Origin of the sequence: Phenylobacterium soli (genome assembly GCF_003254475.1) — a bacterium.
Taxonomy (GTDB): Bacteria; Pseudomonadota; Alphaproteobacteria; order Caulobacterales; family Caulobacteraceae; genus Phenylobacterium; species Phenylobacterium soli.
The window spans coordinates 17,245-37,170 of sequence record NZ_QFYQ01000002.1; the positions used below are offsets into that span (position 1 = coordinate 17,245).

Consider the following 19,926-nt stretch of genomic DNA (forward strand, 5'->3'; position numbering starts at 1 on the left):
CATGCCCTACGACAGCCAACAGAGCCGGCCGGTGTTCCGCTCTCCGGAGCTGGAGTTCGAGCGCGAGATGGCGCGGATCGACGCCGCCTTCCGCAAGGCCTGCCCCAACCCGCCAGGGACCTACTCAGGCCCTCTGGATGGGCTCGCAGACAGCATCGCGCTCGTGACGAGCAACAAGGATCGGTTCGGAGAGGATCGGTGATGACCCAGGAAGAAGCCAAGACGAAGTGGTGTCCGCACGCGCGTCCGGCTGGCTGGGAAGACCCCGGCGGGTTCAATCGCGACCGCGACGGAGGCGCCTGCATAACCTCCAAGTGCATCGCCTCTGCCTGCATGGCGTGGCGGTGGAGCGAGGCCAAGCGAACCGCCGCGTTTCTTGACGCGGTGCAGGCGCACATGAAGGCGTCTGGAAAGCCCAACTTCGCAACCGCGACGCAGGCCGTCTATGCCGAGCGTGGGCGAGAGTTCGAGCGCACCGAGGGCTACTGTGGCCTTGCTGGTGCTCCCCAATGACCGCCTTCCACGCAGAGCAAGAGCGCGTCCTGATGTCCACGGACAGCGGTCCTTGCTGGCTCGATGAACGCCAGGCCCACCAGCTCCTCGACATCTACGAGGTGAACGGAGCGAGGAGGGCTTTCAACGACCTCTACGCCGCCGCCGAGGCTGCGTTCTCCGACTTCATTCCGCGGGCCTGCATCTTCCGGAAGGAGGTCGCCTGATGCCCCTCATCGAACAAGAGGAACGAGAGATGGAACGGGAAGAAGGGGTTCAGCCCGGAGCCAGCCGTGCGGCGCAGGGCCCCGATAGCCCCGCGACGACTTCGACGGGAGCGCGATCTGGGGCCTTCACGCCGGGACGCCATCAGGTCGGCCCCTCCCTCTACGAGGGCTTCGTCGCCTGCGTGTACGTGGACAATCCAGACGGGACCATGACCACGCTGGCCGAGGTCCGCCGCTACAAGGACGCCGTTCTCTACGCTGCGGCCCCCGATCTGCTGGAGGCGCTGATAGCGCTCCTAACTCACCGCCGCGACCCCGATCCGGCCCAATCCATCGAGGCCGTAGAGGCGCGCGCGAACGCCGCCATCGCCAAAGCCACGGGAGCCTCCCATGGCTGAGCGGGAAACGGTGCTGGACGCGTTCGACGCTGGTCTGCTGAACGACTTCGGCGGCGGTGACGTCGGGTGGTGGCAGGATTACATCCGGTCGCTGCTCGGTCAGGCGCATGATCACTACGCCCAGCAAGCCGCCGCCCTCCTCGCTGAGCGGCGGGAGCTGAGAACGGCTCTGGAGAACATTCGCGACAACAGCAACGGCTGGCAGCGCGACGCGGCTCACGACCCCCTCTCCACCACGGAGGAGAAGCCGTGAGCGGGGTCAGCGACTTTCCACGCGCTGGTTGGGCGTCCCTCACCGACGATCAACGCGCCGACATCGAGGCGCACGTTCGGGGTCTGACCGTCGACGCTGAAACCTACAACGCGCCCCCTCACGGTTGGACGTGTTTCCACTGCGGCGAGACGTTCAGGACTCTTTCCGGCGCGCGCCTGCACTTTGGGGCCTATCCGTCTGCGACACCCCTCTGCGGGGCCGAGGCGATCAAGCGCGCCATTCGCACTCACGTGCGGGTCGAGTGGGTGCGAAACCCCGGCGGCGGCGGTGGCTATGACTTCGAGGCCAGCACGCTGGATGAGGCCGCTCGCGCGATCCTCAAAGCATCCGACGCCAGCCGCCCGACCGATGGCCGCCCTGCCCTGGAGGAGAAGCCGTGAGCGTGAAGCTGACGAGGGCGATGCTCGGTACGCTTCGGGAGCTGGCGTCGTTTGACGGGAATAACCGCTGCTACTGGTTCCGGCCAGTAAGCTGTGCCCAACTCGCCGAGCTGGGGCTGGCCGAGACCTACACACCGCCGTCCGTGGCCGAACGACCTCGGATGAAGAAGCGGCCATACCGCATCACCGCCGCCGGCCGCGCCGCCCTCAAGGACACCTCCGATGACCGCTAAGCCAGACAAGGAAGTCGTGGCCGATCTGCTCGCGAAGGCTGAAGCATGACCATTCCATCTGAACATGCTGGACTAGTGGAGGAGCTGACGAACCTAGTTCCGTTCAGCCCTCTTGCGTCCTCGTCGCGATACGAGATCGCTTGCGCCAAAGCCGCCTCCGCCCTCCGCCGCCTACAGGGTGAGAGGGAAGAGCTGGCGCGCAAGGTCTTCGTGCCCGGCCTTCGCCGCTGCGCAAAGTGCGGCCTGCGGCTGGTCTCTTCCGTCCTAAACGCTCACGACGGCTCGGTATCCGCCAAGAACGGGCCAGAGGACTGCCCCAACGGGTGCGGCCCCATGTGGCCCGTCACGGAGCGTGAAGCGGGCAACGAATTGGCCGACCGGCTTGATGTCGCCACAGACCGCGCCCAAGCCGCCGAAGCCCGCGTGGAGAAGCTGCGGGAGGCGCTGGAGGAACTGCTCAGCGCCTGCGAAGCCGACTTCGGTGTCCCAGACGACGGCGACGAAGACGATGAAGCGGTTGACGGTGGCGAAGGCGGCGACATGGCCGTGACCTTCGGGATGCTTCGCCGTGCCCGCGCTGCCCTCTCCACCACGGAGGAGAAGCCGTGAGCGTGAAGCTGACAGCGCTCGACCCTCACGCCAGCGACGTTCCGCCCGGCTGCGACGGCGCGATGAACTTCCTCTGCCCGCTATGCCGCAAGGGGCGCGTGAGCGTGTGGCTTGTCGTCGGCGGTGAGCCGCGTAACGGCGCGCACGTGACCAACGTCCTGCCGCCAGCGTGGGACCAGATGACGATCACCCCGAGCATCGCCGACGAGGGCAAGTGCACCCGCACAGCGCGGGGGTGCCCCGGCTGGCACGGCTTCATCACGAATGGGGAGGTCACGCCATGACGGGCGCGCCCCTACTCCTCGCCTGCCCATTCTGCGGCGGCGCGGCCGAACTCGACACGCTGCGCCCCTACCGGAACATTTCGACCGGCAACGTCGAGCGCGGATGCGCGATCTACTGCCTCGAATGCTCAGCGGAGCACATGGAGTGCTACGCCGACCGGCGAGGCGAGGACCGCGAGACCGTCATCGCCGAGGTCGAGGAGCGGTGGAACCGGAGAACCACCCCCGCCGGCCGCGCCGCCCTCTCCACTACGGGAGGGGGAAATGAAGAATAGTTCCTCACGTCCCAAGAACAACTCGGTAGCGCCAAGCCGCAGCTTAGCGGGGAGCGCCTCTTTTCTACTCAGTCAGGAGAACCTCAATGACTGAATACATCGCCAAGACCGCTTACGGCGCTCCTATCGCTGGAGCCCCGAAGTTCCAGACCCACGGCGAAGCCATCGCCTGGGCCCGCAAGAACAGCAAGTGGTGGCCCGGCTGCTACATCGAGGCCGAGGAAACCGTCACCAGAACGCGCCGTATATGGACCGACCGGAGCCTGGAAAGGGCGGCGGCATGATGAAGCTCTGCGTTTCGCGCGAACTGATCATCAGCGCGCCGGGCCGATGGGAGGCCCAATATCGCGACACGAAGGACCCGAAGAAGCAGGCGATCACCGACCGACTGCGCGAATTGGACACGAGCACCGCCACTGCCGCCGAAGTGCGTCAGATCATCGGCAACGGCTCATGGAGTTTCTTCCGGTGTGACGAATGCGATCAGGAGGTCGAGCGCGCCGTTCGCTTCACTGCCGAGTACAGCGACCACTCCACGACGCTGTGCCCGTCGTGCCTGCGCGCGGCGGCAGCTCTGGCTACGGCGATACTGCCATGACCATCCCCTCCCACACCACCCAAGCCGCCGACTGGGCCTATGCCCGCGCTCGCGGCGAACGTCTGCCGGCTCACTGGCTGTTCTGTGACGTGTGCGCCGAGCAGTTCCCAGACAACGCCTTCGACAAGCAGGCCGCCCGCCGCACCGGCTTCATGGTCTGCACCACCTGCACCGAAGCAGCCCTCCAATCGGAGATCCACGAATGAACGCCATCGTTCCCATCACCCCGACGAACAACGTCGAAGCCTATCGGGCATCCACCGATGCGGCCGACCTCTGCAAGGAGATCGTCGTCGCCAGCGCCATGGAGATCCAAAAGCGCAAGTATGTGAAGGTTGAGGGCTGGCAGGCCATCGCCGTGGCGCACGGCTGTGTCGCCTCGGCTCGCGATGTTGAGAACGTGGACGGTGGCGTGCGCGCCATCGGCGAAGTGCGCCGCATGTCAGACGGCGCTCTGATCGCGCAGGCCGAGGGCTTCGTGGGTGAGGACGAGCCGACCTGGTACGGCGGCACGATCCGCAAATGGAAGTGGGGTGAGAAGCGCGGCGAGAGGGTCTGGTACGAGGAGGAGCTTCCCAAGCGCCCCGACTACGCCATCCGCGCCATGGCTCAGACCCGCGCCATCTCGCGCGCCTGTCGCTCGGCCTTCGCTCATGTCGTCGTGATGATGAATGCCGGCCTCTCTACCACTCCGGCCGAGGAAGTGCCGCTGGACGGTTTCGGCGATGACGAAGCCGTGCGGAATGTCTCTCCGGCCCCAGAGCCCACGCCGCCCGCGAAGGTCGATCCGTCAGTGGACTGGCGCAAGCTGGATGACGAGATGGACGCCTGCAAGACGCAGGCCGCGCTCCACGCGTGGAACAAGTTCCGCGAGAAGGAGATCAAGGCGCTCCCGAAGGCGCGCTTTGATGCCCTCGGCGAGAAGTTCGCCGACCTTCTAGCCAAGCTCCCGGACCAGGCTCCCGCGGCCGAACTCAGCGCCGACGACGTGCCGGAATTCTCGTGATGACCACGCATTACAACAGCAGCAGCCGTGGCCCCGTCGAGATCGCCTCGATGCGCTACGAGCACGCCCTCAACGCCCGCGACAAGCTGATGCGGGAACGCTCAGACGATAGTCGAGACGCTGAGATCGCAGCGCTAAACGACCACATCGCCGGCATCGAGGCGACCTTTGAGGAGCGAGCCGATGGCTGATGGAGCCGCCCCTATCGGGCACAACTCCCCACCCGCCGATGATGCTTTTGCAGCGTTCTCCGCCCACATCGGGGATCTGTTTGCCGAGGCGTCAAACTTCCTTGATGGGGCCGGGATCAACTCCGATGGCGAGGCCGATGCGGTCTCCCGCCTAATGGAGATGATCCGCAAGGCCGCGAAGGACGCCGACAAGGCCCGCGCCGAGGAGAAGAAGCCCCACGACGACGCGGCCAAGGCCGTACAGGCGAAGTGGAAACCGCTTCTCGACAAGGCCGACCTCGCCGTAACGACGTGCAAGCGGGCGCTGGCGCCTTGGCTGCAAGCCAAGGAAGCCGCCGCGCGCGAGGCCGCCGAGGCTGCGCGCCGGGAGGCCGAGGAAAAGGCTCGCATCGCCGCTGAGGCCATGCGCCAGACCACGCTTGAAGACCTCGCTGGCCGTGAGCAAGCCGAGGCGCTGCTGAAAGACGCGAAGGCCGCCGAGCGGGAAGCCTCGCGGGCCGAGAAGGCGCGTCCGAACGCCAGCGGCGACACGCGAGCCGTGACGTTGCGGAGCGTGTTCCGCGCCGAGCTGGTCAACCCCTCCGACGCCCTCAAGCACTACGTCGCTCACCATCCCGAGGCCATCAAGGCGTGCCTGCAACAGCTTGCCGATACAGACGTGCGCGGCGGCAAGCGGCAAATCCCCGGCTTCACCGTCCATGAGGAGAAGGTTGTCGTCTGATGACCTACCGCGCCCCGCCACTCTGGGATGAGGAGGAGCTACGCGCGTTCTGCCGCGAAACGCTCCGCGCCTTTCCCCGGCACCGTCATAACCGTTCACACGCGCGCAGAGGGACCTCGGCAGGCCAAAAACCTGCCGGGGGCTGCGCCTGATGCCGCTCGTCTCGGACAAGGACGTAGAGGACGCCCTGGCGATCCTCGGTGACGAAACCGGAGCCGCCGCGCGGGCTGCTCACGAGTACATGGACGCGCTCACGAAGTCCGTTCTGGCCGACCTCATGAGCCAGAGCAACGAAAGCTCCGTGGCCGCCCGCGAGAACTGGGCGCGCTCCCAGCCTGAGTACAAGGAGCACCTGGAGAAGGTCGGGCGCTTCGCCAAGGACGCTTACCGGTGGCGCCAACGCTACGCGGCGGCCGAGGCAAAAATCGAGATCTGGCGCACGCAAAACGCCAACGCCCGCGCCATGGAGCGGGTCCGATGACCCTCACCACCCGCAACTCCAAGGAAGAACGAGTCCTGCGCCGTATCCGGGCGAAGGAAGAAATCTCCCAACGGATGAAAGCTGCCGGGATGGGAGTGAAGCTGCCGAAGCGAGGGTTCAAGCGCGCCATCCGGGAGCGGGATCACGACTACCTCTCATGGCTTCACGGGGTTCCGTGCATCGCCTGTCGGATACTGGGACCTGCACCGGCTGAACACGCCTACATCGAAGCCGCCCACCAAAAGGCGCAGGACGCCGCGCGAGGGTGGAACAAGCGGCTCGGTGTGCGGCCGGATGACGCCAAGAGCGCTCCCTTGTGCGCCTGGCATCACCGGCTTGGGCCGAACCGCTGCGATCCAGCACAGAGCAAGTTCTGGTCAGGGCTCAACGTGGACGTGATCGCGTTCTGCGAGGCTCTATTCTCGGCCTTTCGAGAAGGCCGAAATGGATCTGATGTTGTTGAACAATATAGCGAAATCGGGTAGAAGATGGAAGTGAAAACGAACACCTGCCCGCGAGCGGGAAAGTGGTTCGGAGGCTGCAAGTTCAGCCCCCGATACGACAAGAGCGAGCCGCCGAACTGGGCAGGCAATTATCGAGGCGCGGTTGGGCCTCTCGTCGAGATCATAGAGGCAGCCAAGGCGGCCACCTACGTCCGCGACGTCTGCGTGCGCTGCGGAAAATCTATTGAGCGCGCCCGATGAGCAAAAGCACCAGCAGCGCGCCAGTCCTTGACGACCTGAGGCGGGACATCGCGCTGAGCCTATATGAGTGTGAACTTCACGAGCTGTTGGGCGAGATTGCTGACGGCCTCTCCAGCGCGGTGCTCGCGGATGCCTATCTGGCCGTGACGCTTCCAGTTGGGCACTGGCGGTGTCTTCAAGCGCTCTTCGACGTCCTCCTGGGTGAGATCGGGAGTGCTGACCAATGATCTCCCCCCACACCCTAGAAGACCTGATCGAGAGGGAACACTAGCCATGGGTGAGCAGAGGAAGAATAGGTCTTCATCCGGTGACGAGAGTGCTGCGCGCGAAGCCGCGCGCCCCGATGGGCTGCACTCCGCTGGATTTGCGCGCGGTCAGTTCGTCGAGCATCGAGAGCTGCGGGTGGTCGGCGTCGTGATCGGCGAGCCCGTGGCCTTTCAGCTCATAGAGTGGTCGGACGGAAGCACAGCTTTCGCGCGCGTCGCCAATCTCCAGATCGCTGAAGACTCGCGGGTGCGCAGGGCGAAGCCCGAGCTTTCTACGCCCTCAGGGATGAACCCTAAATGACCCCCGACACCACCCAAGCCCTAGACCTGGAAGAGCTGCTGCGCGAGGCGCGAACGATATCAGGCGACGCAGGAAATAGGCTCCTCGGCTCTGAGCGGAACGCGCTGGCTGACCTCGCTTATGCCGCCGAAAGCATGGCCTCCCGTCTAGAGACGGTAGAAGCCGAGCGGGATGCACTCAACGCCATCGCGGAAGAGACCTATGCGCGGCTTCGAGAAGAGCGAGACGCCCTCCAAGCCGACCTCTCCCGAGCCCTTGAGGCGCTGGAGGAGATCGTGACCGTCCCGCTCCCACACGCCAAGGACGTAGAGCATCCAATCGAGGTCATCGCGATCATAGCGCGCTGCCGAGTAATCGCCCGAGCCGCCCTCTCCCCCATAAAGGGGGAGGCCTAAGGTCATGGGGCCTCACGTGAAAGCTGAACCCGGCAGTGTCAAGCCGCAGCGGGACGGGGAGCGACCTCTCCGGGTCCAACTGAGCCGCGCGAAGGGTTGGCGGATGCCGCCTAACACGGTGAAGGTGGATCGCACGACGCCTTGGGGAAACCCCTTCCCGATTGGGGCTGACGGGCCGCTCGGGCGATGCGCGCCTGACGCGGAGGGCGCCGTTGGGTTCTTCCGCGCCATGTTCGGCGACGCTGAGCTTCGCGAAGCTGCGGGCTATCCCGCTGACCTCTCGCCCCTTCGCGGTAAGAGCCTCGCCTGCTGGTGCAGGCCCGGGGAGCCGTGCCACGCCGACGTTCTGCTGGAACTGGCAAACCCCCCTCAACCCCTACCAGAGGGCGAGAAGCCGTGAGCAGCGTTATCTCACGCCAGGAAGCCGCGGATTATCTCGGTATCTCCACAGACACCTTGGACCGCCTGAGGGCCAGTGGTCGCTTGCCGGCTTTACAGGTGAGCGCACGCCTCATTAGGTACCGCAAGCGGGACCTCGATGAGTACCTGAACGCGTGCCAGACTTCTCTCTCGTCAAAATCCGAACCTCACCAAACTGGTACGTCCAGTGGTTCGAGGGTGGACGTTCGCACCGCGTCTCGACGCGGACACGAAGCGATGATGAAGCACAGGCGTTCCTTGCAGCGTTCCGCCTAGCCGGAGCCGACGAACCGCTAGACGACCTCACCGTAACCCAACTGCTCGACTGGTATTGGGACGCCCACGGCAAGACCGTTATGCGCCCCGACAACATCAGCCTCGCGATCCGCTACCTCAAGCCGTTCTTCGGCTCCACGTCCGCGCTAGGCCTCACGCTTGAGATGCAGGAGGCGTACCGCGATCACCGCCGCGGCCTGAAGGCCGGCGATGAAAGCATCCGCCGCGACCTCTCTGTGCTCTCGGCAGCGCTCAAGCGAGCCGTGAAGCGCAAGAAGCTGGCGCACTGTCCGCCAATCCTCTCCATGACCCCTGCACCGCCGCGCGAGCGCTGGCTGACACGCGGCGAGGTCGCCCGCCTGCTCTGGCGGATGCGGGGCAAGCGCCAGGCGCACGTCAGGCTGTTCACGAGGCTTGCGCTCTACACCGGCGCCAGAACCGGCGCGATCCTGGATCTGACGTGGGATCGGGTGAACTTCGAAACCGGGCTGATCGACTTCCGCGTCCCCGGCCGCCCGCAGACAAAGAAGCGGCGGACAGTGGCTCCCATGACGCGCAAGGTCCGCCGGATGCTGTTGCACGCCAAGAAGCACAGCCGCTCGCGCTATGTTGTGAGCTGGGCCGGCGAGAAGATCGACCGCGTGGCGAAGGCCTGCATCACCCATGCAGAGGCCGCCGGAATTAAGGACTTCAGTCCCCACATCCTCAGGCACACGTTCGCGTCGTGGGCGGTGCAGCGCAGGGTGCCGATCTTCACGGTCGGCAAGGCCCTGGGCCAGACGGTCGCCTCCACGACGGAGCGCTATGCCAAGCTCGCCCCCGACGACGTGCTGGAGGCCATGGAGCGCGCACAGCGCAAGTGAAGCGCAAGTTGCGGCGTGTTCCCGCCCCGTTCACGGGTTTTGCGCGGTTTTCTGCGGACCTCCTTGTCTGAAATGCTCAATATAAACAACGCGATCCGCCAGCGTTGACTTAGTTGTGCCAGAGCGTGTCGTCGGCGTCCAAGCCGACCGTGGTGATGCGCATGTGCGGGCTCATAACACGATCCCGCCGCGTTCGAAGTCAGAGCACCGGCGCGGGCGCCCATTCGGGCGGCGCCCGACCCTGAGTTGCAGCCCTCGAGCCGGGCTTCACCTTTCGCCCGCGAATCCGCGGGAAGGATGGGTCCCATGATCGGGGGAGGATTTCTTGGCGGCCTGCGCGCCGGCTGGCGGCGACTCGTGCGGCGGCTGGCCCGCGCGGCGCTGCTCGACGCCGAGCACGAGGCGCGGATCGCGCGCGACCGCTTGCGCGACGCCATCGAGGCGATCCCCGAGGGCGTCGTGTTCCTGGACGCCGAGGGCCGCTACATCCTCTGGAACCAGCGCTACGCCGAGATCTACCACCGCTCGGCCGACCTCTTCCGCCCCGGCCTGCCGTTGGTGGAGACCCTGCGCGAGGGGGTGCGCCGCGGCGATTATCCCGACGCCGTCGGGCGCGAGGAGGAATGGCTGGCCGACCGGGCCGCCAAGCTGGTGCAGGCCACCGGCGAGCGCCACGAGCAACAGGTGGCGGACGGCCGCTGGCTGCTGATCGAGGACCGGCGGACCCGCGAAGGCGGCATCATCGGCCTGCGGGTCGACATCACCCAGATGAAGCGTCAGGCCCAGGCGCTGGAGCAGGCCCTGGCCCACGCCGAGGCGGCCAACCGCGCCAAGGCCGAATTCCTGGCGGACATGAGCCACGAGCTGCGGACACCGCTGAACGGCGTGCTGGGGCTCGCCCAGGCGCTGGAGGCGACGGCCCTGGACGCGCGGCAGAACGAGCTGGTGGCCGACATCCGCGCCTCGGCGGCGCAGCTCGACCGGCTGGTAACGGGTCTCCTGGACTATCGAGACGCCGAGCTCGCGGCCGAGGGGCGGGCGCGCGACGTCCAGAGCGCCACGCACGCCGCGGCGCCGGAGCTGCGCATCCTCGCGGCCGACGACAACCCGACCAACCGCAAGGTCATCGAACTGATGCTTGCGGCCGCCGGCGTGCATGTGGTGACGGTGGAGGACGGGGCGGCGGCGGTGGAGGCGTGGCGGGCCGCGGACTTCGATGCGATCCTGATGGACCTGCGGATGCCGGTCATGGACGGGCTCTCCGCAATCCGCGCCATCCGCGCGGAGGAGCGCGAGGCGGCGCGGCCGCGGACGCCGATCCTCGTGCTGTCGGCCAACACCTCGGCGGCGGATCGGCGGGCCAGCGCCGAGGCCGGCGCGGACGGCCACCTGGGCAAGCCGCTGAAGGTCGAGGAGGTGATCGCCGCCGTGCAGGCCGCCGTGGCCCCGCCGCCTGAGGCGCCGATCTAGGCGGCGCAGGCCTGGTGGGGCTTCAGCACTCGCTCGGTGGAAGCGGGATGCCTGGCCAGCATGGCCGGCGGGCGGATCGGCCGTTGGACCAGGTCGCCGCCGCAGTTTGGGCACGTCCCGTTCAGGCGCGTGTCGGCGCAATCGGCGCAGAAGGTGCACTCGAAGGTGCAGATGCGCGCCGCGCGGCTATCGGGCGGCAGGTCGGCGTCGCAGCATTCGCAGTTGGGGCGCAGGGCGAGCATGGCGGGGACTCCTTCCAGCGGAACCCTGCCAGCGGCGGCGGACGGGCGGAATGACATCCGCCCCTCCATTCCGGCCTATTCGCCGAAGCCCTCGCCCGGCGTGACGAGACCCAGGCACAGAAGGCGGGAATCGGCCACCGCGGCCGTGCGATGCTTGACGTGCTCGCGATAGTCCGGATCGCGGACCATCTCCATGAAGGCGGCGGTGGAGGGGTACTGGGCAATGAAGGCCAGGTCCCACTGCTCGGCGTCCTGCGGGCCGGTCACCATGACCTGGGGCTTGCCGGCCCAGACCTGATGGCCGCCGACGCGCTTGAACACCGCCGCCGAGGTGCGGCCGTAGGCGCGGTAGGCGTCGAGGCCGGTGAGGTGCTTGCCGTGATCGGGATGGCCCGGCGGATAGTCCGCCTTCGGCTTCAGCTTGATCAGGTTGAGCATCTGGATCGGCTGATCCTTCGGCAGCCCCTTGAAGGCCTCCCACGCCTGGCGGTCGGGATCGATGTAGCTGGTCATGGCGGCCTCCCCTGCCCTACTTTGATTTGAACCACGGAACTCACGGAACACACGGAAAGCCTTACCAGCGGCGGCGCAGGCGCGACCTCCGTCGGGCGCGGACAATGGATCGCTCGCTGGCGCTCGCCCAGCCCCTATTCGGTGTGTTCCGTGCGTTCCGTGGTTTCTTCACGCTTGTCGCATTGACCCGGGGGGTGGGACTCATTAGGTACGCGGCCGTTTGCACGGCGGGCGGGGGTTCTCCTCGGCCCGCCTTTTTGCGAGCATCGCACCGTCAGCCCTAAAAGGAGTCACGCCCATGAGCCGCGATCTGTTGCCTGGGGTGACCGGCGTGCTGGCGCTGGCCGACGGGACCATCCTGCAGGGCGTCGGCGTCGGCGCGGTGGGCGATGCGGTCGGCGAGGTCTGCTTCAATACCGCCATGTCGGGCTATCAGGAGATCCTGACCGATCCCTCCTACATGGCCCAGATCGTCACCTTCACCTTCCCGCACGTCGGCAACGTCGGGACGAACGTCGAGGACCTCGAGCAGATCTCCGGCTCGGCGACCACGGCGGCGCGCGGCGCGATCTTCCGCGACGTGCCGACCCGGCCGGCCAACTGGCGCTCCGACGCCGACCTCGAGACCTGGATGGAGCGCCGCGGCGTCATCGGCTTGGCCGGCGTCGACACCCGGGCCCTCACCCGCGCGATCCGTGAGCGCGGCATGCCGCACGGGGTGATCGCCCACAATCCGAAGGGCGAGTTCGACCTCGACGCCCTGGTGGCCAAGGCCAAGGCTTGGACCGGCCTCGTCGGCCTCGACCTCGCCAAGGACGCCTCCTGCCTGCAGCCGTTCGTCTGGGAAGAGGGCCTGTGGGCCTGGGGCGAAGGCTATGTGAAGCCGCAGCCCAAGCCCAAGTACGAGGTGGTGGTCGTCGACTACGGCGTGAAGCGCAACATCCTGCGGGCCCTGACCAGCGTCGGGGCGCGGGCGACCGTGGTGCCGGCCAACACCAGCGCCGAGGACATCCTGGCCCGCAAGCCGGACGGAGTGCTGCTGTCGAACGGTCCGGGCGACCCGGCCGCGACCGGCGAATACGCCGTGCCGCAGATCCAGAAGCTGGTCGAAAGCGGCACGCCGGTGTTCGGCATCTGCCTCGGCCACCAGATGCTGTCCCTGGCCCTGGGGGCCAGAACGGTGAAGATGGAGCAGGGCCACCACGGGGCGAACCACCCGGTGAAGGACCTGACCACCGGCAAGGTGGAGATCGTCTCCATGAACCACGGCTTCACCGTCGACCGCGACAGCCTGCCGTCGCCGGTGGTGGAGACCCACGTGTCGCTGTTCGACGGCACCAACGCCGGCATCGCCTTGAAGGATCGGCCGGTGTTCAGCGTCCAGCACCACCCCGAAGCCTCGCCCGGCCCGACCGACAGCCTCTACCTCTTCGAACGCTTCGCCGGCTACATGGATGGGGCGAAGGGATAGGGATTTAGGAAACCACGGAACCCACCGAAAACACGGAACTTGGTCAGAGCGCGAAGCGCTCGATCTGCACGCCTCCGGGCGCGCCGAAGTTCATCAACAAGCCCACTGAGAAGCCCGTCAGCTTGAGGTAGTTGATGACTTGCGCCCGATGCTCGGGCGCGATTGCGCGTACCGCCTTCAGTTCAACAATCAGCCGGTCGAAGCAGACGAAGTCCGGGACGTAGGCCGCGGTAAGCTGTTGGCCTTTGTACGTGAGGCGCAGCCTCGGCGTAGCGACGAATGGCAGACTTCGGGACGCGAGCTCGAGGCCGAGACATTCCTGATAGACTGCCTCAAGGAAACCGTCGCGCAAGGTGCGATAAACCTCGAACGCCGCACCTCTGACGGCGAACGTCTCATCCTCAAGGACGAGAGTTCCGCGGGTTCCGTGTGTTCCGTGGTCCATCTTTGCGAGCCTAGCCGCTCGCGAGAACCAGAACAATACAAGAACTCTGTCACGGCGCCTTGCGGATGAGATTGGTCGCGCCTGGGGGGACTTGGTCGATGGCGATGAGCCGGGCGGGGGCGCCGTCGAGGGCGCGGGCCTGGTGCCATTGGTCGACGGGGTCGATGGAGGCGTCGCCGGCCTTCAGCTCGTAGGACTGGCCGGTGACGAGGTTGTCCACCTGGATGCGGCCCGAGATGACATAGACGTAGCGCGGCCACGGATGCTTGTGCGGTGGGATCTGGCCGCCCGCGGGTATGTCGGTCTGCGAGACCTTCACCTCGACGGGGCCGGGCGGCGGCGTGATCGGTTGGCCGGCGGCGGTGGCCTCGAGGCTCTTGAGCGGCGTGGTGACGGGCGCGGGCGCCGCGACGGCGGCGGCGAGAAGCAGGGCTCGGATCATGGACCCGAGCCTGCCTCAAGCGTGTCGGAGTGGCTAGGTAGCCCTTTTAGGCGGCGGCCTTGGGGCGGGGACGGCGCGCGGCGCGTTTGGCCTGGGCGGCCGCCATACGCAGGGCGCGGCGCTCGGCGGCGGCGCCTTCCAGGGCGGGGATGAGATCGGTGGCGGCGGCGCGCTGCTTGTCGTCGCCCGCGTCCTTCAGCCGGCGGGCGTTGGCCAGAAGGTTGATGACCTCTTCGTCGCTGAGGAACGGGATCTTTTCGATGAGGGACATGAGACTGAAAGTGCTCCTGGAAGCTGGCGCCGGGACGCCCGCGGGCGCCGTTCCCTAACAATATGGCTGGGCCGCGATTTGGTTGCCGGTTCACGCGGGTTTTGACCGGCCCGGAATTTGATCCAGATCAAAAGTCGCGGACGGCTCCGCGCCTAGGGGACGGGCTATGAGCCAAGCCGCCGACACCGCGCCCAAGCCGATCACGCCCTACCAGGCCCTGGGCGAGGAAGTCGGCGTGCGCGCCCTGGCCGAGGCGTTCTACGACGCCATGGAGCGCGAGCCCTCGCTGGCGGCGCTGCGGGCGATGCACGGGGCGGACCTGACGCCGATGAAGGCGCGGCTGGCGGACTTCCTGATCGGCTGGACGGGCGGGCCGCCGGTCTATTCGGCGCGCCATCCGGGCCGGCCGTGCGTGATGAGCGCCCACGCCCCGTTTCCGATCGGGGCCGAGGCGGCCTCCCAGTGGCTGGCCTGCATGAAGATCGCCCTCGACGAGGTCGGCGCCGAGCCGGCGCTCCGCAAGCTGCTCGAGCCCGCGTTCGAGCGCATGTGCCAGGGACTTCGCAGCCGCTAGAGCCCGCGATTGCGGAGGGATTCTGCAGAGCAGCGATCTCGCCGCTTGCGCCCCGGGGATGCGGCCTCTAAGGGGACGCCTTAACCTGCAGTTCCAGACGGAGTCGGCGCGCGGATCCGCGCGGCCGCCCTTGCGCGCGAGACGAGATGCCCAAACGCACCGACATTTCCTCGATCCTGATCATCGGCGCCGGCCCGATCGTGATCGGCCAGGCGTGCGAGTTCGACTACTCCGGCGTCCAGGCCTGCAAGGCGCTGCGCGCCGAGGGCTACCGGATCATCCTGGTCAATTCGAACCCGGCGACGATCATGACCGATCCGAACGTCGCTGACGCCACCTACATCGAGCCGATCACGCCCGAGATGGTGGCCAAGATCATCGAGAAGGAGCGGCCCGACGCCCTCTTGCCGACCATGGGCGGCCAGACGGCGCTGAACACCGCCCTCGCCCTGGAGCGCATGGGCGTGCTCGAGAAGTTCGGGGTCGAGATGATCGGCGCCAAGGCCGAGGTGATCGACAAGGCGGAGGACCGCGAGAAATTCCGCAACGCCATGGACGAGCTCGGGCTGGAGAGCCCCAAGTCCAAGGCCGCCCACACCATGGAAGAGGCGCTGGAGGGCCTGGAGTTCGTCGGCCTGCCGGCGATCATCCGCCCCTCGTTCACCCTCGCCGGCACCGGCGGCGGCATCGCCTACAACGTCGAGGAGTTCCGCGAGATCGTCGAGCGCGGCCTTGACCTCTCCCCCACCACCGAGGTGCTCATCGAGGAGAGCGTACTCGGCTGGAAGGAGTACGAGATGGAGGTCGTCCGCGACAAGGCGGACAACTGCATCATCGTCTGCTCGATCGAGAACGTGGACCCGATGGGCGTCCACACCGGCGACTCGATCACCGTCGCCCCGGCCCTGACGCTGACCGACAAGGAATACCAGCGCATGCGCACCGCCTCGATCGCGGTGCTGCGCGAGATCGGCGTCGAGACCGGCGGCTCCAACGTGCAGTTCGCGGTGAACCCGGCGGACGGGCGCATGGTGGTCATCGAGATGAACCCGCGGGTGTCGCGGTCCTCGGCCCTGGCGTCCAAGGCCACCGGCTTCCCGATCGCCAAGGTCGCCGCCCGACTGGCGGTCGGCTACACCCTCGACGAGCTGATGAACGACATCACCGGCGCGACGCCGGCCTCGTTCGAGCCCTCGATCGACTATGTGGTCACCAAGATCCCGCGCTTCGCGTTCGAGAAGTACCCGGGCGCGGAGCCCCTGCTCTCCACCTCGATGAAGTCGGTGGGCGAGGTCATGGCCATCGGCCGCACCTTCGCCGAGAGCCTGCAGAAGGCGCTGCGCGGCCTCGAGACCGGCCTCACCGGCCTGGACGAGGTGGCCATCGAGAACGCCGGCGATCCGGAGATGGGCCACGCCGCGGTGCTGCGCGAACTCGCCAAGCCGACGCCGGACCGGCTGCGGGTGATCGCCCAGGCCTTCCGCACCGGCCTCACCTGCGACGAGATCCAGGCCGCCTGTTCCTACGAGCCCTGGTTCCTGCGCCAGATCGAGACCCTGGTGAAGGAGGAGGCCAAGATCCTCGCCCAGGGCCTGCCGCACGACGCGCAGGGCTTCCGCCGTCTGAAGGCCATGGGCTTCTCCGACGCGCGCCTAGCCAAGCTGACCCACACCACCGAGAACGAGGTGCGCGAGCAGCGCCGGGCGCTGGGCGTGCGGCCGGTGTTCAAGCGCATCGACACCTGCGCCGGCGAGTTCCGGGCCGATACGCCCTACATGTACTCGACCTACGAGACCGGCGCGCTGGGCCAGCGTCCGGACGACGAGAGCGAGCCCTCGGACCGCAAGAAGGCGATCATCCTCGGCGGCGGCCCGAACCGCATCGGCCAGGGCATCGAGTTCGACTACTGCTGCTGCCACGCGGCCTTCGCGCTCGACGAGATCGGCGTCGAGTCGATCATGGTCAACTGCAACCCCGAGACCGTCTCCACCGACTACGACACCTCCGACCGCCTGTACTTCGAGCCGCTGACGGCCGAGGACGTGCTGGAACTGATCAAGGTTGAGCAGAGCCGCGGTGAGCTCCTGGGCGTGATCGTCCAGTTCGGCGGCCAGACGCCGCTGAAGCTCGCCAAGGCGCTGGAGGACGCCGGCGTGCCGATCCTCGGCACCTCGCCCGACGCCATCGACCTGGCCGAGGACCGCGAGCGCTTCCAGCAGCTGCTGCAGCGGCTGAAGATCGCCCAGCCGATCAACGCCATCGCGCGCTCGGCCGACGAGGCCTTCGCGGCCGCGCACAAGGTCGGCTATCCGGTGGTCATCCGCCCGTCCTACGTGCTCGGCGGCCGGGCCATGGAGATCGTCCGCGACGACGAGCAGCTCGACCGCTACATCCGCACCGCGGTGCAGGTGTCGGGCGACAGCCCGGTGTTGATCGACCAGTACCTGTCGCGCGCCACCGAGGTGGACGTGGACGCCCTGTGCGACGGCGAGAGCGTCTATGTGGCCGGCGTCATGGAACACATCGAGGAGGCCGGCGTGCACTCGGGCGACAGCGCCTGCTCCCTGCCGCCGTTCTCGCTGAAGGCCGAGACCATCGCCGAGCTGAAGCGCCAGACCGAGGCCATGGCCCGGGCTCTCGAGGTGCGCGGCCTGATGAACGTGCAGTTCGCCATCGAGGAGCCGCAGAGCGCCAACCCGCGGATCTACGTGCTCGAGGTCAATCCCCGCGCCAGCCGCACCGTGCCGTTCGTCGCCAAGACCATCGGCCAGCCGGTCGCCGCCATCGCCGCCAAGGTGATGGCCGGCCAGCCGCTGAAGGGCTTCGGCCTGAAGGACGCGCCCTACGACCACGTGGCGGTGAAGGAGGCGGTGTTCCCGTTCGCCCGCTTCGCCGGCGTCGACACGGTGCTGGGTCCGGAGATGCGCTCCACCGGCGAGGTCATGGGCCTCGACTGGATCCGGCCGGGCGAGACGAGCGCCGCGCCGGCCTTCGCGCGGGCCTTCGCCAAGAGCCAGCTCGGCGGGTCGACGTTCCTGCCGAGCACGGGCTGCGTCTTCGTCTCGGTGAAGGACGCCGACAAGGCGTGGATCGTCGAGCCGACCCGCCTGCTGATCGAGGCCGGGTTCAAGGTGCTGGCGACCAGCGGCACGGCCAAGCACCTCGAGGAACAGGGGCTGAAGGTCGAGCCGGTGAAGAAGGTCCTGGAGGGCCGGCCGCACATCGTCGACGCGATGAAGAACGGCGACGTGCAGCTCGTCTTCAACACCACCGAGGGCAAGCAGTCGCTGGTCGACAGCTTCGACATCCGCCGCACGGCGCTGATGATGAAGATCCCCTACTTCACCACCTCGGCGGCGGCCCTGGCCGCGGCCCAGGCGATCGTGGCGACGGCTCAGGCCCCGCTCGAGGTGCGACCGCTGCAGAGCTACGCCTGACGACGCTCCCCCTCAGGGGGAGCATCTGAACGTCAGTCCTCGTGTTCGCCGGCCTCTGCGGCCTCCGCCTGCTCGCCCTGCTCGCCGGCTTCGGCGGCGGCGGCGTGGGGCGTGAAGGCCTTGGGATCAATGCGGGTCGCGCCGTAGGCGACGGCGGCCACGGCCAGGGCGGCCAGCGGCAGCGCGACCAGCGGGGCGGGCCGGGCGTCGCGGGCGCCGGGATGGCGCGCGGTGGGCTTGGCGCCGGTGACCATGGCGCGGACCAGGTTCTCGCGGCCGATCAGCGACATGGCGATCACCGCCACCACATGGACGCCGACCAGGGCCAGCAGGCCGTAGGCGATCACCTCGTGCAGCTCGTCCTCGCCGCCCTGCAGCGTCAGGACGCCGGTGGCGACGGTCCCGGCCACCAGGCCGAGGATCGCGAGGATGGCGATGCCGCCGAGGGGATTGTGGCCGAGCTCCGGCTCGCGACGGCCACCGGCCAGGCCCTTGAGGTGCTCGGCGATGCGCGTGGGCCTGAGAAAGTCCGTGAAGCGGGCGTGCTCGCCGCCAACGAGTCCCCAGACCAGACGGAAGGCGATCAGGGCCGCGGCGATCCAGCCGGCGGTCTGGTGCCAGGCCGAGAGCGCGCTGTCGTCTTCAGATGAGAGGAACGCCACCGCGATGGCGGCGACCAGCAGCCAATGGAACAGACGCGTGGGCAGGTCCCAGACACGGACGCTGCGGGGCTCGGATGCGGACGGATTCATGATCGGCTTCAGTCTCTGCTGCGAAGGCGCCACCCGCCCGTCTGCATAGGGTGAAGCTCGGCCCGGGGCCTTGCGCTGGATCAAGGCGAGGCTTGGCCACACCCTCTAGGCTTTGCTTCCTGGGCATGTTGCGCTTGCCTATCAGTCTGAATCGCGAGGCAGGCCCATGGCTCCACGACATCTGGAACGGCACGTCGTCCACCGCATCGGCTGGCTGCGCGCCGCGGTGCTGGGGGCCAACGACGGCATCGTCTCCACCGCCAGCCTGGTGGTCGGCGTGGCCGCCGCCGCCCAGGGACGCAGCGAGATCCTGCTGGCCGGGGTGGCGGGCCTGGTGGCCGGCGCCTTCTCCATGGCGGCGGGGGAATATGTCTCGGTCTCCAGCCAGGCCGACACCGAGAACGCCGACCTCGCCCGGGAGAAGGCCGAGCTCGCCAGCCAGCCGGCGTTCGAGCGCGAGGAGCTGGCGGGTCTCTATGTGGCGCGCGGCGTCGAGCTGGAGCTGGCCCGCAAGGTCGCCGACCAGCTGATGGCCAAGGACGCCCTGGGCGCCCACGCCCGCGACGAGCTGGGCATTTCCGAGATCACCCAGGCGCGGCCGATCCAGGCGGCCTTCACCTCCGCCCTCACCTTCTCGGCCGGCGCGGCCCTGCCGCTGGCGGCGGCGATGCTCGCGCCGAGGGCCCTGATCGTGCCGGCGGTTTCGATCGCCTCGATCCTGTTCCTGGCCCTGCTGGGCGCGATCGGCGCACGCACGGGTGGCGCCAGCATGGGCAAGGCGGTGGCGCGAGTGACCTTCTGGGGCGCGCTCGCCATGGCGGCCACCGCGGGCGTCGGCGCGCTGTTCGGCGTGGCGGCCTGAGCGGCGCGTGGCGCCGCCGACCCACTCGCGAAAGTTGTGATCTCGTCAGCCAA

Annotated in this window: 34 protein-coding genes and 1 pseudogene; 29 read left to right on the forward strand and 6 right to left on the reverse strand. The window is 67.7% G+C overall.

The window, feature by feature from the left end; all coding sequences use genetic code 11:
• Position 1: 1 nt before the first annotated feature.
• The 25 genes and pseudogenes from DJ017_RS17415 to DJ017_RS17520 all read left to right on the forward strand — a co-directional run bounded on the left by DJ017_RS17415 (position 2) and on the right by DJ017_RS17520 (position 10,864).
• Positions 2-202, forward strand: coding sequence for a hypothetical protein (locus DJ017_RS17415; protein WP_111530176.1), 201 nt, complete (start codon positions 2-4; stop codon positions 200-202).
• Positions 202-513, forward strand: a complete 312-nt coding sequence (locus tag DJ017_RS20145; RefSeq protein WP_133255487.1) for a hypothetical protein — start codon at positions 202-204, stop codon at positions 511-513. Before DJ017_RS17415 ends, DJ017_RS20145 begins: the two co-directional genes overlap by 1 nt.
• A 32-nt stretch (positions 514-545) precedes the next feature.
• Positions 546-719 (forward strand): hypothetical protein, encoded by a 174-nt coding sequence (locus tag DJ017_RS20520; protein ID WP_165830698.1) that lies wholly within the window; start codon positions 546-548, stop codon positions 717-719.
• The gene (locus tag DJ017_RS17425; RefSeq protein ID WP_111530178.1) at positions 719-1,117 is read left to right on the forward strand and encodes a hypothetical protein; all 399 of its coding nucleotides are present in this window, start codon (positions 719-721) and stop codon (positions 1,115-1,117) included. Before DJ017_RS20520 ends, DJ017_RS17425 begins: the two co-directional genes overlap by 1 nt.
• A complete protein-coding gene (locus DJ017_RS17430; protein ID WP_111530179.1) occupies positions 1,110-1,370 on the forward strand; it encodes a hypothetical protein in 261 nt (86 codons plus the stop codon). The genes DJ017_RS17425 and DJ017_RS17430 overlap by 8 nt, the downstream gene beginning before the upstream one ends.
• Positions 1,367-1,771, forward strand: coding sequence for a hypothetical protein (locus DJ017_RS17435; protein WP_111530180.1), 405 nt, complete (start codon positions 1,367-1,369; stop codon positions 1,769-1,771). The genes DJ017_RS17430 and DJ017_RS17435 overlap by 4 nt, the downstream gene beginning before the upstream one ends.
• Positions 1,768-2,004, forward strand: coding sequence for a helix-turn-helix domain-containing protein (locus tag DJ017_RS17440; RefSeq protein ID WP_111530181.1), 237 nt, complete (start codon positions 1,768-1,770; stop codon positions 2,002-2,004). Before DJ017_RS17435 ends, DJ017_RS17440 begins: the two co-directional genes overlap by 4 nt.
• Positions 2,005-2,337: 333 nt before the next feature.
• Entirely contained in the window at positions 2,338-2,613 is a 276-nt protein-coding gene (locus DJ017_RS17445; protein ID WP_133255488.1) for a hypothetical protein, read from the forward strand.
• A complete protein-coding gene (locus DJ017_RS17450; protein WP_111530183.1) occupies positions 2,610-2,897 on the forward strand; it encodes a hypothetical protein in 288 nt (95 codons plus the stop codon). The genes DJ017_RS17445 and DJ017_RS17450 overlap by 4 nt, the downstream gene beginning before the upstream one ends.
• Positions 2,894-3,172 carry a Lar family restriction alleviation protein gene (locus tag DJ017_RS17455; RefSeq protein ID WP_111530184.1) on the forward strand — a complete coding sequence of 93 codons (279 nt, stop codon included), beginning with the start codon at positions 2,894-2,896 and terminating at the stop codon, positions 3,170-3,172. Before DJ017_RS17450 ends, DJ017_RS17455 begins: the two co-directional genes overlap by 4 nt.
• An 86-nt stretch (positions 3,173-3,258) precedes the next feature.
• Entirely contained in the window at positions 3,259-3,456 is a 198-nt protein-coding gene (locus DJ017_RS17460) for a hypothetical protein (protein WP_111530185.1), read from the forward strand.
• On the forward strand, positions 3,453-3,770 hold the full coding sequence (locus tag DJ017_RS17465) for an FmdB family zinc ribbon protein (protein WP_111530186.1): 318 nt from the start codon (positions 3,453-3,455) through the stop codon (positions 3,768-3,770). Before DJ017_RS17460 ends, DJ017_RS17465 begins: the two co-directional genes overlap by 4 nt.
• Entirely contained in the window at positions 3,767-3,976 is a 210-nt protein-coding gene (locus DJ017_RS17470) for a hypothetical protein (RefSeq protein WP_111530187.1), read from the forward strand. The genes DJ017_RS17465 and DJ017_RS17470 overlap by 4 nt, the downstream gene beginning before the upstream one ends.
• Positions 3,973-4,776, forward strand: coding sequence for a hypothetical protein (locus DJ017_RS17475; protein WP_111530188.1), 804 nt, complete (start codon positions 3,973-3,975; stop codon positions 4,774-4,776). The genes DJ017_RS17470 and DJ017_RS17475 overlap by 4 nt, the downstream gene beginning before the upstream one ends.
• On the forward strand, positions 4,776-4,967 hold the full coding sequence (locus DJ017_RS17480; RefSeq protein ID WP_111530189.1) for a hypothetical protein: 192 nt from the start codon (positions 4,776-4,778) through the stop codon (positions 4,965-4,967). Before DJ017_RS17475 ends, DJ017_RS17480 begins: the two co-directional genes overlap by 1 nt.
• The gene (locus DJ017_RS17485) at positions 4,960-5,688 is read left to right on the forward strand and encodes a hypothetical protein (RefSeq protein WP_133255489.1); all 729 of its coding nucleotides are present in this window, start codon (positions 4,960-4,962) and stop codon (positions 5,686-5,688) included. The genes DJ017_RS17480 and DJ017_RS17485 overlap by 8 nt, the downstream gene beginning before the upstream one ends.
• Before the next feature lie 151 nt (positions 5,689-5,839).
• The gene (locus DJ017_RS17490; RefSeq protein ID WP_111530191.1) at positions 5,840-6,169 is read left to right on the forward strand and encodes a hypothetical protein; all 330 of its coding nucleotides are present in this window, start codon (positions 5,840-5,842) and stop codon (positions 6,167-6,169) included.
• The gene (locus tag DJ017_RS20150) at positions 6,166-6,654 is read left to right on the forward strand and encodes a hypothetical protein (RefSeq protein ID WP_133255490.1); all 489 of its coding nucleotides are present in this window, start codon (positions 6,166-6,168) and stop codon (positions 6,652-6,654) included. The genes DJ017_RS17490 and DJ017_RS20150 overlap by 4 nt, the downstream gene beginning before the upstream one ends.
• 215 nt (positions 6,655-6,869) lie before the next feature.
• Entirely contained in the window at positions 6,870-7,100 is a 231-nt protein-coding gene (locus DJ017_RS17495; protein WP_111530192.1) for a hypothetical protein, read from the forward strand.
• 46 nt (positions 7,101-7,146) lie between these two features.
• Positions 7,147-7,440 carry a hypothetical protein gene (locus DJ017_RS20155; protein ID WP_133255491.1) on the forward strand — a complete coding sequence of 98 codons (294 nt, stop codon included), beginning with the start codon at positions 7,147-7,149 and terminating at the stop codon, positions 7,438-7,440.
• Positions 7,437-7,835 carry a hypothetical protein gene (locus DJ017_RS20160; protein WP_133255492.1) on the forward strand — a complete coding sequence of 133 codons (399 nt, stop codon included), beginning with the start codon at positions 7,437-7,439 and terminating at the stop codon, positions 7,833-7,835. The genes DJ017_RS20155 and DJ017_RS20160 overlap by 4 nt, the downstream gene beginning before the upstream one ends.
• 4 nt (positions 7,836-7,839) lie before the next feature.
• Entirely contained in the window at positions 7,840-8,235 is a 396-nt protein-coding gene (locus tag DJ017_RS21055) for a DUF4326 domain-containing protein (protein ID WP_111530194.1), read from the forward strand.
• Positions 8,232-8,375, forward strand: a pseudogene (locus DJ017_RS21060) (helix-turn-helix transcriptional regulator); the annotation flags it as partial. The gene DJ017_RS21055 and the pseudogene DJ017_RS21060, both read left to right, overlap by 4 nt.
• Positions 8,376-8,389: 14 nt before the next feature.
• The gene (locus DJ017_RS17515) at positions 8,390-9,394 is read left to right on the forward strand and encodes a tyrosine-type recombinase/integrase (protein WP_133255493.1); all 1,005 of its coding nucleotides are present in this window, start codon (positions 8,390-8,392) and stop codon (positions 9,392-9,394) included.
• 306 nt (positions 9,395-9,700) lie between these two features.
• Positions 9,701-10,864 carry a response regulator gene (locus tag DJ017_RS17520; RefSeq protein WP_227000237.1) on the forward strand — a complete coding sequence of 388 codons (1,164 nt, stop codon included), beginning with the start codon at positions 9,701-9,703 and terminating at the stop codon, positions 10,862-10,864.
• On the opposite strand, the gene DJ017_RS17525 is transcribed toward DJ017_RS17520, so the two are convergent.
• Together DJ017_RS17525 and DJ017_RS17530 are read right to left on the reverse strand one after the other, a co-directional pair.
• Positions 10,861-11,106 (reverse strand): DUF1272 domain-containing protein, encoded by a 246-nt coding sequence (locus DJ017_RS17525; RefSeq protein WP_111530198.1) that lies wholly within the window; start codon positions 11,104-11,106, stop codon positions 10,861-10,863. The two genes, DJ017_RS17520 and DJ017_RS17525, sit on opposite strands and share 4 nt — an antisense overlap.
• 75 nt (positions 11,107-11,181) lie before the next feature.
• A complete protein-coding gene (locus DJ017_RS17530; protein WP_111530199.1) occupies positions 11,182-11,619 on the reverse strand; it encodes a DUF1330 domain-containing protein in 438 nt (145 codons plus the stop codon).
• 298 nt (positions 11,620-11,917) lie between these two features.
• On the opposite strand from DJ017_RS17530, the gene carA reads away from it, so the two are divergent.
• Positions 11,918-13,090, forward strand: a complete 1,173-nt coding sequence (gene carA, locus DJ017_RS17535) for a glutamine-hydrolyzing carbamoyl-phosphate synthase small subunit (RefSeq protein WP_111530200.1) — start codon at positions 11,918-11,920, stop codon at positions 13,088-13,090.
• A gap of 43 nt (positions 13,091-13,133) precedes the next feature.
• On the opposite strand, the gene DJ017_RS17540 is transcribed toward carA, so the two are convergent.
• The 3 genes from DJ017_RS17540 to DJ017_RS17550 are packed head-to-tail and all read right to left on the reverse strand — an operon-like array spanning position 13,134 to position 14,248.
• A complete protein-coding gene (locus DJ017_RS17540; protein ID WP_111530201.1) occupies positions 13,134-13,535 on the reverse strand; it encodes a GxxExxY protein in 402 nt (133 codons plus the stop codon).
• A gap of 49 nt (positions 13,536-13,584) precedes the next feature.
• Entirely contained in the window at positions 13,585-13,977 is a 393-nt protein-coding gene (locus DJ017_RS17545) for a cupin domain-containing protein (RefSeq protein WP_111530202.1), read from the reverse strand.
• A gap of 46 nt (positions 13,978-14,023) precedes the next feature.
• The gene (locus DJ017_RS17550) at positions 14,024-14,248 is read right to left on the reverse strand and encodes a hypothetical protein (RefSeq protein WP_111530203.1); all 225 of its coding nucleotides are present in this window, start codon (positions 14,246-14,248) and stop codon (positions 14,024-14,026) included.
• Positions 14,249-14,414: 166 nt separating this feature from the next.
• On the opposite strand from DJ017_RS17550, the gene DJ017_RS17555 reads away from it, so the two are divergent.
• Both DJ017_RS17555 and carB read left to right on the forward strand, forming a co-directional pair.
• On the forward strand, positions 14,415-14,822 hold the full coding sequence (locus DJ017_RS17555) for a group II truncated hemoglobin (protein WP_111530204.1): 408 nt from the start codon (positions 14,415-14,417) through the stop codon (positions 14,820-14,822).
• A gap of 146 nt (positions 14,823-14,968) precedes the next feature.
• Positions 14,969-18,259, forward strand: coding sequence for a carbamoyl-phosphate synthase large subunit (carB, locus tag DJ017_RS17560; protein ID WP_111530205.1), 3,291 nt, complete (start codon positions 14,969-14,971; stop codon positions 18,257-18,259).
• A gap of 32 nt (positions 18,260-18,291) precedes the next feature.
• Here carB and DJ017_RS17565 read toward each other — a convergent pair whose 3' ends face one another.
• Positions 18,292-19,011: a cytochrome b/b6 domain-containing protein gene (locus DJ017_RS17565; protein WP_111530206.1), complete on the reverse strand. Its 720-nt coding sequence runs from the start codon at positions 19,009-19,011 to the stop codon at positions 18,292-18,294.
• Positions 19,012-19,177: 166 nt separating this feature from the next.
• On the opposite strand from DJ017_RS17565, the gene DJ017_RS17570 reads away from it, so the two are divergent.
• Positions 19,178-19,873 carry a VIT1/CCC1 transporter family protein gene (locus DJ017_RS17570; protein ID WP_111530207.1) on the forward strand — a complete coding sequence of 232 codons (696 nt, stop codon included), beginning with the start codon at positions 19,178-19,180 and terminating at the stop codon, positions 19,871-19,873.
• Positions 19,874-19,926: the final 53 nt, after the last annotated feature.

What these genes read in the sequence shown, in the direction of transcription:
- DJ017_RS17415 (WP_111530176.1), top strand. Translation starts at nt 2, where the DNA reads ATGCCCTACGACAGCCAACAGAGCCGGCCGGTGTTCCGCTCTCCGGAG.
- DJ017_RS20145 (WP_133255487.1), top strand. Translation starts at nt 202, where the DNA reads ATGACCCAGGAAGAAGCCAAGACGAAGTGGTGTCCGCACGCGCGTCCG.
- DJ017_RS20520 (WP_165830698.1), top strand. Translation starts at nt 546, where the DNA reads ATGTCCACGGACAGCGGTCCTTGCTGGCTCGATGAACGCCAGGCCCAC.
- DJ017_RS17425 (WP_111530178.1), top strand. Translation starts at nt 719, where the DNA reads ATGCCCCTCATCGAACAAGAGGAACGAGAGATGGAACGGGAAGAAGGG.
- DJ017_RS17430 (WP_111530179.1), top strand. Translation starts at nt 1,110, where the DNA reads ATGGCTGAGCGGGAAACGGTGCTGGACGCGTTCGACGCTGGTCTGCTG.
- DJ017_RS17445 (WP_133255488.1), top strand. Translation starts at nt 2,338, where the DNA reads ATGTGGCCCGTCACGGAGCGTGAAGCGGGCAACGAATTGGCCGACCGG.
- DJ017_RS17455 (WP_111530184.1), top strand. Translation starts at nt 2,894, where the DNA reads ATGACGGGCGCGCCCCTACTCCTCGCCTGCCCATTCTGCGGCGGCGCG.
- DJ017_RS17460 (WP_111530185.1), top strand. Translation starts at nt 3,259, where the DNA reads ATGACTGAATACATCGCCAAGACCGCTTACGGCGCTCCTATCGCTGGA.
- DJ017_RS17465 (WP_111530186.1), top strand. Translation starts at nt 3,453, where the DNA reads ATGATGAAGCTCTGCGTTTCGCGCGAACTGATCATCAGCGCGCCGGGC.
- DJ017_RS17470 (WP_111530187.1), top strand. Translation starts at nt 3,767, where the DNA reads ATGACCATCCCCTCCCACACCACCCAAGCCGCCGACTGGGCCTATGCC.
- DJ017_RS17475 (WP_111530188.1), top strand. Translation starts at nt 3,973, where the DNA reads ATGAACGCCATCGTTCCCATCACCCCGACGAACAACGTCGAAGCCTAT.
- DJ017_RS17480 (WP_111530189.1), top strand. Translation starts at nt 4,776, where the DNA reads ATGACCACGCATTACAACAGCAGCAGCCGTGGCCCCGTCGAGATCGCC.
- DJ017_RS17485 (WP_133255489.1), top strand. Translation starts at nt 4,960, where the DNA reads ATGGCTGATGGAGCCGCCCCTATCGGGCACAACTCCCCACCCGCCGAT.
- DJ017_RS17490 (WP_111530191.1), top strand. Translation starts at nt 5,840, where the DNA reads ATGCCGCTCGTCTCGGACAAGGACGTAGAGGACGCCCTGGCGATCCTC.
- DJ017_RS20150 (WP_133255490.1), top strand. Translation starts at nt 6,166, where the DNA reads ATGACCCTCACCACCCGCAACTCCAAGGAAGAACGAGTCCTGCGCCGT.
- DJ017_RS17495 (WP_111530192.1), top strand. Translation starts at nt 6,870, where the DNA reads ATGAGCAAAAGCACCAGCAGCGCGCCAGTCCTTGACGACCTGAGGCGG.
- DJ017_RS20155 (WP_133255491.1), top strand. Translation starts at nt 7,147, where the DNA reads ATGGGTGAGCAGAGGAAGAATAGGTCTTCATCCGGTGACGAGAGTGCT.
- DJ017_RS20160 (WP_133255492.1), top strand. Translation starts at nt 7,437, where the DNA reads ATGACCCCCGACACCACCCAAGCCCTAGACCTGGAAGAGCTGCTGCGC.
- DJ017_RS21055 (WP_111530194.1), top strand. Translation starts at nt 7,840, where the DNA reads ATGGGGCCTCACGTGAAAGCTGAACCCGGCAGTGTCAAGCCGCAGCGG.
- DJ017_RS17520 (WP_227000237.1), top strand. Translation starts at nt 9,701, where the DNA reads ATGATCGGGGGAGGATTTCTTGGCGGCCTGCGCGCCGGCTGGCGGCGA.
- DJ017_RS17525 (WP_111530198.1), bottom strand. Translation starts at nt 11,106, where the DNA reads ATGCTCGCCCTGCGCCCCAACTGCGAATGCTGCGACGCCGACCTGCCG.
- DJ017_RS17530 (WP_111530199.1), bottom strand. Translation starts at nt 11,619, where the DNA reads ATGACCAGCTACATCGATCCCGACCGCCAGGCGTGGGAGGCCTTCAAG.
- carA (WP_111530200.1), top strand. Translation starts at nt 11,918, where the DNA reads ATGAGCCGCGATCTGTTGCCTGGGGTGACCGGCGTGCTGGCGCTGGCC.
- DJ017_RS17540 (WP_111530201.1), bottom strand. Translation starts at nt 13,535, where the DNA reads ATGGACCACGGAACACACGGAACCCGCGGAACTCTCGTCCTTGAGGAT.
- DJ017_RS17545 (WP_111530202.1), bottom strand. Translation starts at nt 13,977, where the DNA reads ATGATCCGAGCCCTGCTTCTCGCCGCCGCCGTCGCGGCGCCCGCGCCC.
- DJ017_RS17550 (WP_111530203.1), bottom strand. Translation starts at nt 14,248, where the DNA reads ATGTCCCTCATCGAAAAGATCCCGTTCCTCAGCGACGAAGAGGTCATC.
- DJ017_RS17555 (WP_111530204.1), top strand. Translation starts at nt 14,415, where the DNA reads ATGAGCCAAGCCGCCGACACCGCGCCCAAGCCGATCACGCCCTACCAG.
- carB (WP_111530205.1), top strand. Translation starts at nt 14,969, where the DNA reads ATGCCCAAACGCACCGACATTTCCTCGATCCTGATCATCGGCGCCGGC.
- DJ017_RS17565 (WP_111530206.1), bottom strand. Translation starts at nt 19,011, where the DNA reads ATGAATCCGTCCGCATCCGAGCCCCGCAGCGTCCGTGTCTGGGACCTG.
- DJ017_RS17570 (WP_111530207.1), top strand. Translation starts at nt 19,178, where the DNA reads ATGGCTCCACGACATCTGGAACGGCACGTCGTCCACCGCATCGGCTGG.